Here is a 13,447-nt window from a genome sequence, read left to right as displayed (position 1 = left end):
CCCCTCCGGGCGCTCCAACTGACCACCTGCCACCATCCGCCCCGCCTGTTTCAGGCGAGGCGCCGGTCGAGAAAGGCCAGGTCGGCAGGGGATGCGACCCATGTCGCGGCGAACAGTCCGCCTTGGCCGAACAGCGCGGCCCCAATGCCCGCCGCACCCTGCGCCTGCCACAGCGCGGCGAGCTGCTCCGCCCTCGGATCATCGACCGGACGGGCAGCCCCACGCACATGGCGGCACCACGCGGCGAGCGCTTCGAGCGTTGCCGGGCACATCCTGCCCGCCTGCTGGTTGATCGCCAGCGGCTCCAGCCAGCGCTGCGGGATCTTCTGCGATCCGTCCATCGCGATCTGCATCAGCCGGTGATCGAGCGCGCTGTCGGCAAAGCGTGTCAGCAGCTGGCCTGCATAGGCGGCGGCATCAATGCCGCTGGCGGGATCGAGCGTGGCGGCGGCCTCCTCGCGCATGATAGTCTCCACAAGGGGCCGGATCACCGGGTCGGCCACCGCCTGATGCACGAAATCATGCCCGCGCTCGAGCCCGAGATAGGCGAGCGCGGAATGCGCGCCGTTGAGCATCCGCAACTTGGCCGCCTCGAAAGCGCGCACGTCGCCGACGAATTGCGCGCCCACCGCCTCCCAGCGCGGGCGCGGGCCGGCGAAATCGTCCTCGATCACCCACTGGGTGAAGGTCTCGGTGAGGATCGCGCCTTCATCAGCCATGCCGATCTGCCCTGCCACCCAGGCGCGGGTCGCGTCGGTCATGGCCGGCACGATCCGGTCGACCATGGTCGAAGGGCAGCGGCATTCGCGCGCGAACCAGTCGGCCAGCGCCGGGTCGGTACGCTCCAGATAGGCGGTCATCAGCGCGGAGAGCTGGCGGCCGTTGTCGGCAAGGTTGTCGCAGCACAGCAGGGTGAGGCCCGGCAGCCCCGCATCCCGCCGCCGCGCGAGGCCTGCGGCAAGGTAGCCATAGATGGTGCGCGGTGCGCCGCCACCGGCAAGCTCCGCCGCCAATGCGGGGTCACTCCAATCGAGCGAACCGTCTGCGGCGCGGACATAGCCTTTCTCGGTCACGGTGAAGCTCGCGATCCGGGTGTCCGCGTGCGCGATGGCGGCGATCACGGCTTGCGGGTCTTGCTGCGCGACGATCACCCGGTCGATTGCCCCGATCAGCCGGGTGCGCGCCGTGTCGCCCGCGCGTTCGGTCAGGGTGTAGAGCCCGTCTTGCGGACCAAGCTGCGCTGCCACATCGCCCGAGCGCAGCGAGACCCCGGTGATCCGCCAGTCGCGGTCGCCTGCGGCCATCGCCGCATCGGTAAAGGCGGCCTGATGCGCGCGGGTGAAAGCGCCGATGCCGAAATGAAAGATCCCGGCGCGCTGCGCCTGCCAGTCGTAGTCCGGGCGAGCGACATGCGCCGCCAGCCCGCCAAGCGTAGCCTGCGACAGTCTCACAGCCGGTAAGCCGCCTTGGCGAGGTTATAGGTGAGGTCCTGCGCCAGCTCGGCCGCCTCCCAATCCTCCATCCGGTGCTCGGCGACCAGCTCGGCGAGGAACCCGCAGTCGATCCGCCGCGCGACGTCGTGGCGCGCGGGGATCGACAGGAAGGCGCGGGTATCGTCGTTGAAGCCGACCGTGTTGTAGAAGCCCGCCGTCTCGGTCGTCGCGTGGCGGAAGCGGCGCATGCCTTCGGGGCTGTCGTGGAACCACCATGCCGGGCCGAGCTTCAGCGCCGGATAATGCCCGGCGAGCGGGGCAAGCTCGCGGGCATAGACGCTCTCGTCCAGGGTGAAGACGATGATCGTCAGCGCCGGATTGTTGCCGTGCTTCGCCAGCAGGGGGCGCAGCGCGTGGACGTAATCGGTGCGGCTCGGCATGTCCGCGCCCTTGTCGCGCCCGAAGCGCGCGAAGATCGCCGGGTTGTGGTTGCGAAAGGCCCCGGGGTGGATCTGCATGACGAGGCCGTCCTCGGCGCTCATCCCGGCCATCTCGGTGAGCATCTGGGCGCGGAACAGCTCGGCGTCAGTCGCCGATACGTCCGCGCGGATCACGCGGGCAAACAGCGCCTCGGCCGCGTGCGGGGCAAGGTCGGCGGTGAGCGCGGTCGGATGGCCGTGATCGCTCGAAGTCGCGCCATGCGCGGCGAAGAAGGCGCGGCGCTGGCGGTGCGCGGCGAGGTATCCATCCCAGCTGAACGTGTCCTTCCCTGTCAGCACGGCGAAGGCGGCGAGATTGTCGCGGAACCCCTCGAACTCGGGGTCCACCACCGGGTCGGGGCGATAGGCGGTCAGCACGCGGCCCTGCCAGCCCGAGGTTGCGATCGCATGATGGTGTTCGAGCGTGTCGAGCGGGCTCTCGGTGGTGGTGAGCACCTCGATCCCGTAGCGCTCGAACAGCGCGCGCGGGGCGAAGGCGGGGGTGGCGAGCGCGGCGGTGATGTGGTCGTAATAGAGGTCGGCCGTCGCGGCGTTGAGCTGCACCTCGAGCCTGAAGGCCTCGGCAAACACCCAATCGAGCCACATGCGCGACGGCGTGCCGCGGAACAGGTGGTAATTGGCGGCAAGGATTCGCCATGCTTCGCGCGGGTCGATCCCGGGGGCGGCGCTGCCGCCGACCGGCGCGATCCCCAGCGCCTCCAAGGGGATGCCCTGGCTGTAGAGCATCCGGAAAACATAGTGATCGGGCTGGAGCAGCAGCGCAGTGGCATTCTCGAACGGGGCGTCGGTGGCGAACCAGGCCGGATCGGTGTGCCCGTGCGGGCTGATGATCGGCAGGTCCTTGACGGCCCGATAGAGCGACCGAGCGATGTCGCGCGTTGCCGGATCGACCGGCAGCAGGCGGTCCGGGTGGAGGTTGAGGGCAGGCGTCATCATCGGCTCCGGGATTGATTCGTGGCTGATCATTGCCACGCAGGCGTGCGCTATGACACCGGTTTCTGCATTGGTATTGCGGGCAGATCGGCTATCACTTCGCGGCATTGCCGTAGCAAGGAGCGCGCGGATGAAGATTGCAGCTGCCAAGGTGATCGTGACCTGCCCGGGCCGGAATTTCGTGACGCTCAAGATCGTCACCGATCACGGCGTCTACGGGATCGGGGATGCGACGCTGAACGGGCGCGAACTTTCGGTGGTGTCCTATCTGGAAGACCACGTGATCCCTTGCCTGATCGGGAAGGACCCGCAGGCGATTGAGGATATCTGGCAGTATCTCTACAAGGGCGCCTATTGGCGGCGCGGCCCGGTGACGATGCGCGCGATCGCGGCGGTCGACATGGCGCTGTGGGATATCAAGGCCAAGCTGGCGGGGATGCCGCTCTACCAATTGCTCGGCGGGCGCAGTCGCGATGCGGTGATGGTCTATGGCCACGCCAACGGCAGCGATATCGCGGCAACGGTCGAAGCGGTCGGGCATTATATCGACATGGGCTACAAGGCGATCCGCGCCCAGACCGGCGTGCCGGGGATCAAGGGTGCTTACGGCGTGGGGCGCGGCAAGCTTTACTACGAACCGGCCGATGCCAGCCTTCCCTCCGAGACCGGCTGGGATACGAGGAAGGCGCTGAACTATGTGCCCAAACTGTTCGAGGCACTGCGCAAGACCTACGGCTTCGATCACCACCTGCTGCACGACGGGCACCATCGCTACACCCCGCAGGAGGCGGCAAGCCTTGGCAAGATGCTGGAGCCCTATCAGCTGTTCTGGCTGGAAGATTGCACCCCTGCCGAAAATCAGGAAGCCTTCAGGCTGGTGCGCCAGCACACCACCACGCCGCTGGCCGTGGGGGAAATCTTCAATACCATCTGGGACTGCAAGGATCTGATCCAGAACCAGCTGATCGACTATATCCGTTGCACCGTGGTGGGGGCAGGGGGGCTGACGCACCTGCGCCGCATCGCCGATCTCGCCAGCCTCTATCAGGTGCGCACCGGCTGCCACGGAGCGACCGACCTGTCGCCCGTGACGATGGGCTGCGCGCTGCACTTCGATACCTGGGTGCCCAATTTCGGCATTCAGGAATACATGCGCCACACCGCAGAAACCGACGCGGTCTTCCCCCATGACTACCGCTTCGAAGCGGGCATGATGTATTGCGGCGAGGCCCCCGGCCACGGCGTCGACATCGACGAGGCACTGGCCGCCAAATACCCCTACAAGCCCGCCTATCTGCCGGTCGCCCGGCTGGAGGACGGGACGATGTGGAGTTGGTAGGCGCAGTCTGACGGCGGGGCCGGAGCGGGCCTTCCGCCCCCAATTCACTAGGCGCGCATGGCCCCCGGCCTTGGCATGGTGCTCGCCAGCCCGCATGGGACACCGCAACAAGGCAAGAGGGGAGTATCGCGCCATGACGATCAGCAACGAAGCGCTGGAAATGGCTGCGCGGGTAGAGGCCTTCGTGCGCGGGACAATCTTCGCCTACGAACAGGACCCGCGCCGCGACCATCACGGTGCGCCGACCGACGAACTCGTCATGGAAATGCGCGAACTCGCCCGCGCCGCGGGGGTGCTGACCCCGCATATCCGCCCCGACGGCAGCCATTTCAACCAGCGCGAGACCGCGGTGATCCTCATCAAGTCCGGCCTGACGCCGCTGGGGATGCTGGCCTGCAACACCCAGGCCCCCGACGAGGGCAACATGTATCTCATCGGCAGGGTCGGCAGCCCCGACTTGAAGGAGCGCTTCCTGACGCCGCTGGTCTCGGGCCATGCGCGCTCGGCCTTCTTCATGACCGAGCCGGCCGAATTGAACGGCGCAGGCGCGGACCCCTCGATGATGATCACCACCTGCCGCAAGGACGGCAATCACTGGGTCATCAACGGCAAGAAGTGCTTCATTACCGGGGCAGAAGGCGCGAAGGTCGGGATCGTGATGGCAAAGTCCGAGGATCCGGACAGCCACGGTGGGGCCTGCATGTTCCTGGTCGACCTGCCCGATCCTGCCATTCAGATCACGGGCGTGCCCAACACCATCGACAGCTCGATGCCAGGCAGCCATGCCGAGATCACCATCGACGACCTGCGGGTGCCCGCCGACCAGATGCTGGGCGATGCGGGCGAGGGGTTCAAATATGCGCAGATCCGTCTCTCCCCGGCGCGCCTCTCGCATTGCATGCGCTGGCTCGGCGGGTGCATCCGCGCGCAGGAGATCGCGGTCGACTATGCCAACCGCCGCATGGCCTTCGGCAAACCGCTGATCGACCACGAGGGCGTGGGCTTCATGCTCGCCGAGAACATGATCGACTTGCAGCAATGCGAGCTGATGATCGACTGGTGCGCGGGCGTACTCGACACCGGATCGCTGGGCACGGCCGAAAGCTCGATGACCAAGGTCGCCGTGTCCGAGGCGCTGATGCGGGTGGCGGACAAGTGCGTGCAGGTGATGGGCGGCACCGGCGTCACCGACAAGACCATCGTCGAGACGATGTTCCGCGAAATCCGCGCCTTCCGCATCTATGACGGGCCGACCGAGGTGCACAAGTGGAGCCTCGCCAAGAAGCTGCGGCGCGACTGGAAGGCGGCGCAATAGCGCCATTCGCGCGGTTGCTTTGTCGCGCGCGCTGGACAACACAGGAGCCGCATGAGTGCGCTCTATCCTCCAGCCTGGCGCTTCGCGGTCGATCGCGGCGGGACCTTCACCGATGTCGTCGCCACCACGCCCGATGGCCGGCTGGTGACCGCCAAGCTGCTCTCCGAGAACCCCAGCCACTATGCCGACGCCGCGAGCGAGGCGGTGCGGCGGCTGATGGCAGAGCATGGTGAGGGGCCGATTGCGGAGCTCAGGATCGGCACCACGGTCGCCACCAATGCCTTGCTTGAACGCAAGGGCGAACGGCTCGCGCTGGCGATCACGTGCGGCTTTGCCGATGCCCTCAGGATCGGCACGCAGGCGCGCCCGCACATCTTCGCGCGCCATATCGTGCTGCCCGAACAGCTGCCTGCGCGGGTGGTGGAGATCGAGGAGCGCGTCGCGGTGGACGGAACGGTGTTGCGCCCGCTCGATGAGGACGCCGCTCGCGCCGCCTTCACTCGGCTTCGTGATGAGGGCTTCGACGCGCTCGCCATAGTGCTGATGCATGGCTGGCAGCACCGCGACCACGAAGCGCGCCTCGCGCAGATCGCGCGCGGGCAGGGGTTCGCGCAGGTCAGTGTCAGCCACGAGGTCGCCCCGCTGATTCGGCTGATCCCGCGCGGGGACACGACCGTGGTCGACGCCTATCTCTCGCCCGTGCTGCGCCGCTACACCGACCGGCTCGCCGCGAGCTTGCCGCCGACAGGGCGCCTTGCCTTCATGCAATCGAACGGCGGGCTGGCCGAGGTGGGCGCGTTCCGGGGGAAGGATGCGATACTCTCGGGGCCGGCGGGGGGCGTGGTCGGGATGGTCGCGGCCTGCGAGCCGCTCGGCCAAACTCGTCTGATCGGCTTCGACATGGGCGGCACCAGCACCGATGTCGCGCATTACGCGGGCGAGGTCGAGCTGACCGGCGACAGCGTGGTGGCGGGCGTCAGGGTCGCCGCGCCGATGATGCAGATCCACACGGTGGCGGCTGGCGGCGGCTCGATCTGCCGCTTCGATGGCGCGCGCTTCCGCGTCGGCCCGGAGAGCGCGGGCGCGGACCCTGGCCCCGCCTGCTACCGCAAGGGCGGCCCGCTGACGGTGACCGACTGCAACCTGTTCTTGGGGCGGATCGACCCCGCGTTCTTCCCCGCCGTGTTCGGCCCTGAAGGCGACCTGCCGCTCGACCCCGAGGCGGCCCGCGCGCGGCTCGAGGAGGTCGCGGCAGCCTTGCCCGAACCGCGCCCGCTGGAGGAAATCGCCGAGGGCTTCCTCGCCATCGCGGTCCACAACATGGCAGCGGCCATTCGAAAAATTTCGGTGGCGCGCGGGCATGATGTGACGACCTATGCGCTGGCCTGCTTCGGCGGGGCGGGCGGGCAACATGCCTGCCGGGTTGCGGACGCGCTGGGGATGGAGACGGTGCTGGTGCACCCGCTCGCCGGGATGCTCTCGGCCTATGGCATCGGCCTCGCACCCGTAAAGGCGATCCGCGAGGTCACCCTGATGCGCCCGCTGGGCGAGAGTTTCGCAGGTGAACTCGCCGCATTGGCAGCGAAGGCGCGGGCCGATCTGCTGGCGCAGGGCATCGCCCCCGAAGCGATCCGCCTCGCACCTGCCGCCCGCCTGCGCTTTGCCGGGAGCGACAGCCTGCTGGCGATCCCCTGCGACGCGCCCGCGACGATGGACGCCGCTTTCCGCGCACTCCACCGCCAGCGCTTCGGCTATTCCGATCCTGACGCAGCGATCATCGTCGAGGCGCTGAGCGTCGAGGCGCTGGGGCAGGCGGGCGGGATTGCGGCGACGGTCGGCATTCCCGAAACGACGGCCCAAGCGGCCGCGCTTCTGCCCAGCGATTGGCCGGTGATGGCGCGCACCGCGATGACGAAAGGCGATGCCGTTGCCGGGCCGCACCTGATCATCGACCCCGGCTCGACCACCGTGGTCGAGGAAGGCTGGCAGGCGCAGCTGGCGCACGAGGGCAGCCTGATCCTCACCCGCACCGCCCCGCTCGCCCGAACACGCGCAGCGGGCACCGCGGCCGATCCGGTGCGGCTCGAGATCTTCAACAACCTCTTCATGGCGATCGCCGAGGAAATGGGCGTGGTGCTGCAATCCACCGCGACCTCGGTGAACATCAAGGAGCGGCTCGATTTCTCCTGCGCGCTGTTTGACCGGCAAGGCGCGCTGATCGCCAATGCGCCGCATATTCCGGTGCATCTGGGGAGCATGGGCGACAGCATTGCGCGCGTCATTGAGGCCAGAGGCGGAGGCCGCGACGGACGCGGGTTCCGGTGCGGCGATGCCTATGTCCTCAACGATCCCTATCGCGGTGGGACGCACCTGCCCGACATCACGGTGATCGTGCCGGTTTTTTACGGCGTGGAGGGCGGGGAGCCCGACGCCTTCGTCGCCGCGCGCGGTCATCATGCGGATATCGGCGGCATCGCGCCCGGCTCCATGCCCCCCGAAAGCCGCACCATCGCCGAGGAAGGCGTGCTGATCGACAACCAGCTGATGGTCGACGCAGGCCGCTTTCAGGAGGCCGAGTTGCGCGCCGTGCTGGCGGCGGCGGATTATCCCGCGCGCAATCCCGACCGCAACCTCTCCGACCTGCGCGCCCAGCTTGCCGCCTGCACGCGCGGGGCGGAGTTGCTTGCGGGCGCAGCGCGCGAGCACGGGGCCGAGGTGCTCGCCGCCTATATGGGCCATGTCCTCGCCAATGCCGAGGAAAGCGTGCGGCGGCTGCTCGGCGGGTTGGAGGGCGGAAGCTTCGCCTATCCGATGGACAATGGCGCGGCGGTGAAGGTGGCGATCCGCATTGATCGCGAGAGCCGCTCGGCGGTGTTCGACTTCACCGGAACCAGCGACCAATTGCCTGACAACTTCAACGCTCCCCGCTCCATCACCCGCGCCGCCGCGCTCTATGTGCTGCGCACGCTGATCGACGATGCCATCCCGATGAATGACGGGTGCCTCAGGCCGGTGACGCTGATCGTGCCCGAAGGCTCGATGCTGAACCCACGTCCCGGCGCGGCGGTGGTGGCGGGGAATGTCGAGACCTCGCAGGTCGTCACCGATGCGCTGTTCGCCGCTTGCCGAAGGCTCGCGCCCTCGCAGGGCACGATGAACAACTTCACCTTCGGCAACGAGTGCCACCAATATTACGAGACGATCTGCGGCGGCTCGGGCGCGGGGCCGGATCATCCCGGCACCAGCGCGGTGCAGACCCATATGACCAACAGCCGCCTCACCGATCCCGAAATCCTCGAAACCCGACTGCCGGTGCGGCTGGATGAGTTCGGCATCCGCCGCGGCTCCGGGGGCGAGGGGCGGCAGCGCGGCGGCGACGGGGTGGTGCGGCGCGTCACTTTCCTCGAACCGATGCGCGCCAATATGCTGGCGAACCGCCGCAAGGTGGCTCCGCGAGGGCTGGCGGGCGGACGCGATGCGCTAGCTGGGCGCAATTGGATCGAACGCGCCGACGGCACCCGCGAGGAATTGGGCGCGACCGGATCGGCCGAAATGCAACCGGGCGACACAATCGTGATCCTGACGCCCGGGGGCGGGGGTTTCGGAGAGGGAGACACATGAACTACTGGCCGCTGGCGGGCATCGCCATCGTCGTTCTCGGCTTTGCCCTTCGCTTCAACCCGCTGCTGGTGGTGGTGAGCGCCGCGCTGGCGACCGGGGTGCTGGCCGGGCTCGATCTCGTCGCGGTGATCGAGGCGCTGGGCAAGGCCTTCAACGACAACCGCTATATCTCGGTCACCTGGATCATCCTGCCGGTGATCGGCCTCTTGGAGCGTTACGGCCTCCAGCAACGCGCCCGCAGCCTTATCGAGGGGATGCGCGGGGCGACGATGGGCAGGCTGCTGGTCGCCTATCTCGCCTTCCGCCAGATCGCCTCGGCGCTGGGAATGAAGGACATCGGCGGCCACCCGCAAGCCGTCCGCCCGCTGGTCGCGCCGATGGCCGAGGCGGCGGCGGTGAAGACCCACGGCGACTTGTCCGGAGACGCGCGTGACGAGGTCAAGGCGATGGCCGCCGCGACCGACAATGTCGGGCTGTTCTTCGGCGAGGACATCTTCTTCGCCATCGCCTCGATCCTGCTGATTCAGGGCGTGTTCGAGGCGGCGGGCTATCCGCTCACGCCGCTGGAACTGTCGGTCTGGGCGATCCCGACCGCGCTGTTCGCTTTCGCGATCCACTCGTGGCGCGTGCTCGCCTTCGACCGGCGGCTGGGGAGGGGTGCCAAGTGATTACCTACGAATGGCTCTATCTTTTTGCAGGTGCGGCCTTCGCTGTGTGGGCGGCGCTGTCGGCGAAGGACGGGCGCTGGGGCAATGCCGCCTTCTGGGCGCTGCTGGCGGTGAGTTTCCTGCTCGGCAGCCACCTCTCGGATTTGGCGAACGGCGGGCTGGTGCTGGCGATGGTGGCGATTGCAGGGCTGGGCGGCCTCAAGCGCAGCGATCCGCCGACCACCTCGCCGCAGGCGCGCGAGGCACACGCGGCGCGGCTCGGCAACCGCCTGTTCCTCCCCGCGCTGGTCGTGCCGCTGACGGCGGTCGCGGGGACGCTGCTCTACAATTATACCCCGCTGGGCGAGACCGGGCTGTTCGAGGCGCGGCGCGAGACGCTGATCCTGTTCGGCATCGGCGTCGTCGCCGCGCTGGCGGGCGCTTGTGCGTGGCTCCGCCCCCCGCTGATGGCCCCGGCCGAGGAAGGGCGGCGGCTGATCGACTCCATCGGCTGGGCGGCGATCCTGCCGCAGATGCTCGCGGCGCTGGGGGCGATTTTCGCATTGGCCGGAGTGGGCGACATCATCGGCGGGGGCGCGCGCGGGGTGATCCCCGAGGGCAGCGTGTTCCTCACCGTGGTCGTCTTCGCCGCCGGCATGGCGCTGTTCACGATGATCATGGGCAATGCCTTTGCCGCCTTCCCGGTTATGGCGACCGCGATCGGCATTCCGCTGCTGATCGAGACCTATGGCGGCGATCCGGCGGTGATCGGCGCGGTCGGCATGCTGGCCGGCTTCTGCGGCACGCTGCTCACGCCGATGGCGGCGAACTTCAACATCGTGCCGGCCGCGCTGCTCGAACTGAAAGACCAGAACGCGGTGATCCGCCAGCAGGTCGGCACGGCCGTGCCCCTGTGGGTGTGCAACGTCATCATCATCTACGTGGGAGCCTTCCTGCTGTGGAACTGACCGAGGACACCGCCCGCCGCTTCTCCCGCGTCGCGCTGGGCCATGTGGCGCGGGCCTTCCCCTACAAGGACGACCACGTCTTCACCGGCCCTGAAGACCTGCGCCTGCCGCAGGAGGCCCACCCGGTGTTCTTCGGCAGCTTCGACTGGCATTCCTGCGTCCACGGCTGGTGGACGCTGCTGACGCTGCGGCGGCTCTACCCCGCCATGCCGGAAGCGGCCGAGATCACGGCGCTGGCGCAGGCAACCTTCACCGAAGAAAAGCTGGCGGTGGAACTCGCCTACCTCGAACGCCCCTCGGCACGCGGGTTCGAGCGGCCCTATGGCTGGGCCTGGCTTCTGTATCTCCACGAGGAGGCCATGCATCACGATGATCACCCATGGGAGGAGCGGCTGAGGCCGCTGGCAAGGGCCTTTGCCGCGCGGCTGCGGGATTACCTCGCCATCCTCACCTACCCGATCACCACCGGCACCCACTTCAACACCGCCTTCGCGCTGGTACTGGCGCGGCGCTGGGCGTTGTATCGCGATTCGGAACTGGTGGTGCTGATCGACGACTGGGCGATCCGCACCTTCGCGCACCGCCGCGATTATGACGGATGGGAGCCGGGGGGCGACGAATTTCTCTCCCCCGTCCTCACCGCCGCGCTGCTGATGGCGGAGGTCTGGCACCCGCTCGCCTTCGAGGCGTGGTTCAAGCATCTGGTGGAGAACAATGGCTGGCTGGAGCGCGAATGCCGCCCCGTCACTGTCTCCGACCGTTCGGACGGCAAGATCGCCCATCTCGACGGCCTCAACCTCAGCCGCGCATGGTGCCTGCGCGAAATTGCCAGCGCGCTCGGCCGCACCGACTCTGCCGACCCGCTGCAATGCCTTGCCCGCGACCACCTTGCCGCCGCGCTGCCCCATGTCGCGGGCGACTACATGGGCGAACACTGGCTGGCGAGCTTTGCCCTGCTCGCGCTGCTGCCCGAAGGTGCTTGACGCCCTCTGATTGACGGACGCGGCAAGTTGACCGCGCGCCTGCGTCTGTTAGCCTCTTGCGCAACAAAACCCCACAAAGGGGTGCCTATGGGGAGAGAACCTTGCGCCAATTGCAGGGAATGGATGCGTCCTTCGTGGCGCTGGAAACGCGCAGTTCGCCGATGCACATCGGCTCGATCCTCGTCTACAACCCCGAGACCGCGCCCGGCAGCTTCGTGCGCTTCAAGGACATCCTGCAATTCATCGGCGCGCGCGCGCAATTGAGCCGCACGATGCGCCAGCGGCTGGTGCGGGTGCCCTTCGATCTCGATTACCCCTACTGGGTAGAGGATCCCGACTTCGATCTCGAATACCACGTGCGCCACGTCGCCCTGCCGCAGCCGGGCGATTGGCGGCAGCTGTGCATTCAGGCCGCGCGCATCTTTGCCCGCCCGCTCGATCTCGACCGCCCCCCGTGGGAGTTCACCGTGGTCGAGGGGCTGGATAACGTCCCCTGGGTCACCCCGGGCAGCTTCGCGATGGTCACCAAGGTGCACCACGCCGCCATCGACGGGATGAGCGGGATCGACCTGATGGAGGCGCTGCACACCCTGCGCCCCACCGATCCGCCGCCCAATCAGCCCGACACGTGGAAGCCCGAGCGCATCCCCAACCCCATAGAATTGCTCGGCAAAAGCTATTTCAATGCGGTTACCAATCCCTTGAAGCAGCTCGAAGTTGCCGCCAAGGCCGCGCCGGGGCTTGCCAAGGCGATCAAGGGCCTGGTGGTCAAGGACTTCACTGTCAGCGCCGACATGATTGCGCCCAAATCGCGCTTCAACCGCGCGATCAGCCCGCACCGGGTGGTCGAGGGGCGCAGCTTCAAGCTGGCCGAGATCAAGGCGATCCGCGCGCTGGCCGAGGGCGCGAAGGTCAATGACGTGTTCCTCGCGATCATTGGCGGGGCGATGCGCAAGTATCTGCTGGCGAAAGACGATCTGCCCAAGAAGACGCTGACCGCCATGGCCCCGATCTCGGTGCGCGCGAGCGGCGAGAAAGGCGACATGGGCAATCAGGTCGCCGCGATGATCGCGCCCTTGGGCACGCATATCGAGGATCCGGCCGAGCGCCTCGCCTTCGTTTTCTCGCAGACCGCCAATTCCAAGGCCATGTCCGACGCCATCGGCGCGCGCAACATGACCGAGATGAGCAAGGTCTCGCCTGCGCTGTTCATGGCGCTGGGCGCGCAGCTCTACACGCGGCTGGGCCTCGCCAATCGCGGGGTCGCGCCGCCGTTTACCACGGTGGTGACCAATGTGCCGGGGCCGCCGGTGCCGATCCACTTTGCGGCCGCGCGGCTCGAGAGCATGATGGGGCTGCTGTGCCTTACCGACGGCCTCGGCCTCGGCCACGTGGTGCAATCCTATTGCGACGAGGCCACAATCGCCTTCACCGCCGACCGCGAGCTGCTCCCCGATCCCGATTTTTACGTGAAGTGCATCGAGGATAGTTTCTCGGAGTTGCTTGCTGCTACAGCGGCTGCAACCGCCGCGCCGAAGCCTGCGCCCAAAGTGAAATCCGCCCCCAAGGCGCAGCCTGCAACCAAAGCGCCGCCTGCGCCCAAAGCGCCGCCTGCTCCCAAAGCGAAACCCGCGCCCAAAGCAAAGCCGGCACCCAAGTCCAGACCGGCGCAGAGGCGCGCCGCTGCAAAAGCCAAGCCTGCATGACC

Annotated in this window: 9 protein-coding genes; 7 read left to right on the top strand and 2 right to left on the bottom strand. The window is 67.8% G+C overall.

The window, feature by feature from the left end; translation table 11 throughout:
* Positions 1-50: 50 nt before the first annotated feature.
* On the bottom strand, positions 51-1,451 hold the full coding sequence (locus tag NBV68_RS01010) for a mannitol dehydrogenase family protein (RefSeq protein ID WP_296306506.1): 1,401 nt from the start codon (positions 1,449-1,451) through the stop codon (positions 51-53).
* Positions 1,448-2,866 carry a glucuronate isomerase gene (gene uxaC / locus NBV68_RS01005; RefSeq protein ID WP_296306523.1) on the bottom strand — a complete coding sequence of 473 codons (1,419 nt, stop codon included), beginning with the start codon at positions 2,864-2,866 and terminating at the stop codon, positions 1,448-1,450. Before uxaC ends, NBV68_RS01010 begins: the two co-directional genes overlap by 4 nt.
* A 130-nt stretch (positions 2,867-2,996) precedes the next feature.
* Between uxaC and manD the strand changes: the two genes are divergently transcribed.
* The 7 genes from manD to NBV68_RS00970 all read left to right on the top strand — a co-directional run bounded on the left by manD (position 2,997) and on the right by NBV68_RS00970 (position 13,445).
* On the top strand, positions 2,997-4,205 hold the full coding sequence (gene manD / locus NBV68_RS01000) for a D-mannonate dehydratase ManD (protein WP_296306505.1): 1,209 nt from the start codon (positions 2,997-2,999) through the stop codon (positions 4,203-4,205).
* Positions 4,206-4,338: 133 nt separating this feature from the next.
* Positions 4,339-5,520 (top strand): acyl-CoA dehydrogenase family protein, encoded by a 1,182-nt coding sequence (locus NBV68_RS00995; protein ID WP_296306504.1) that lies wholly within the window; start codon positions 4,339-4,341, stop codon positions 5,518-5,520.
* Between the two features lie 51 nt (positions 5,521-5,571).
* Positions 5,572-9,141, top strand: a complete 3,570-nt coding sequence (locus tag NBV68_RS00990) for a hydantoinase B/oxoprolinase family protein (protein ID WP_296306502.1) — start codon at positions 5,572-5,574, stop codon at positions 9,139-9,141.
* Positions 9,138-9,809: a DUF969 domain-containing protein gene (locus NBV68_RS00985; RefSeq protein WP_296306501.1), complete on the top strand. Its 672-nt coding sequence runs from the start codon at positions 9,138-9,140 to the stop codon at positions 9,807-9,809. The genes NBV68_RS00990 and NBV68_RS00985 overlap by 4 nt, the downstream gene beginning before the upstream one ends.
* Positions 9,806-10,756, top strand: a complete 951-nt coding sequence (locus tag NBV68_RS00980) for a DUF979 domain-containing protein (RefSeq protein WP_296306499.1) — start codon at positions 9,806-9,808, stop codon at positions 10,754-10,756. Before NBV68_RS00985 ends, NBV68_RS00980 begins: the two co-directional genes overlap by 4 nt.
* The gene (locus NBV68_RS00975) at positions 10,747-11,739 is read left to right on the top strand and encodes a DUF2891 domain-containing protein (protein ID WP_296306497.1); all 993 of its coding nucleotides are present in this window, start codon (positions 10,747-10,749) and stop codon (positions 11,737-11,739) included. Before NBV68_RS00980 ends, NBV68_RS00975 begins: the two co-directional genes overlap by 10 nt.
* Before the next feature lie 119 nt (positions 11,740-11,858).
* Positions 11,859-13,445 carry a wax ester/triacylglycerol synthase family O-acyltransferase gene (locus NBV68_RS00970; RefSeq protein WP_296306495.1) on the top strand — a complete coding sequence of 529 codons (1,587 nt, stop codon included), beginning with the start codon at positions 11,859-11,861 and terminating at the stop codon, positions 13,443-13,445.
* Positions 13,446-13,447: the final 2 nt, after the last annotated feature.

Origin of the sequence: Erythrobacter sp., assembly GCF_023653175.1 — a bacterium.
Lineage (GTDB): Bacteria > Pseudomonadota > Alphaproteobacteria > Sphingomonadales > Sphingomonadaceae > Erythrobacter.
Note: the sequence above shows the minus strand (reverse complement) of the source record. Positions and strands in the feature narration are given on the sequence as shown.

Bases quoted from the DNA above. Each gene is read 5' to 3' on its own strand.
- NBV68_RS00985 (WP_296306501.1), top strand. From the start codon at position 9,138: ATGAACTACTGGCCGCTGGCGGGCATCGCCATCGTCGTTCTCGGCTTT.
- NBV68_RS00970 (WP_296306495.1), top strand. From the start codon at position 11,859: ATGGATGCGTCCTTCGTGGCGCTGGAAACGCGCAGTTCGCCGATGCAC.
- NBV68_RS00995 (WP_296306504.1), top strand. From the start codon at position 4,339: ATGACGATCAGCAACGAAGCGCTGGAAATGGCTGCGCGGGTAGAGGCC.
- manD (WP_296306505.1), top strand. From the start codon at position 2,997: ATGAAGATTGCAGCTGCCAAGGTGATCGTGACCTGCCCGGGCCGGAAT.
- uxaC (WP_296306523.1), bottom strand. From the start codon at position 2,866: ATGACGCCTGCCCTCAACCTCCACCCGGACCGCCTGCTGCCGGTCGAT.
- NBV68_RS00990 (WP_296306502.1), top strand. From the start codon at position 5,572: ATGAGTGCGCTCTATCCTCCAGCCTGGCGCTTCGCGGTCGATCGCGGC.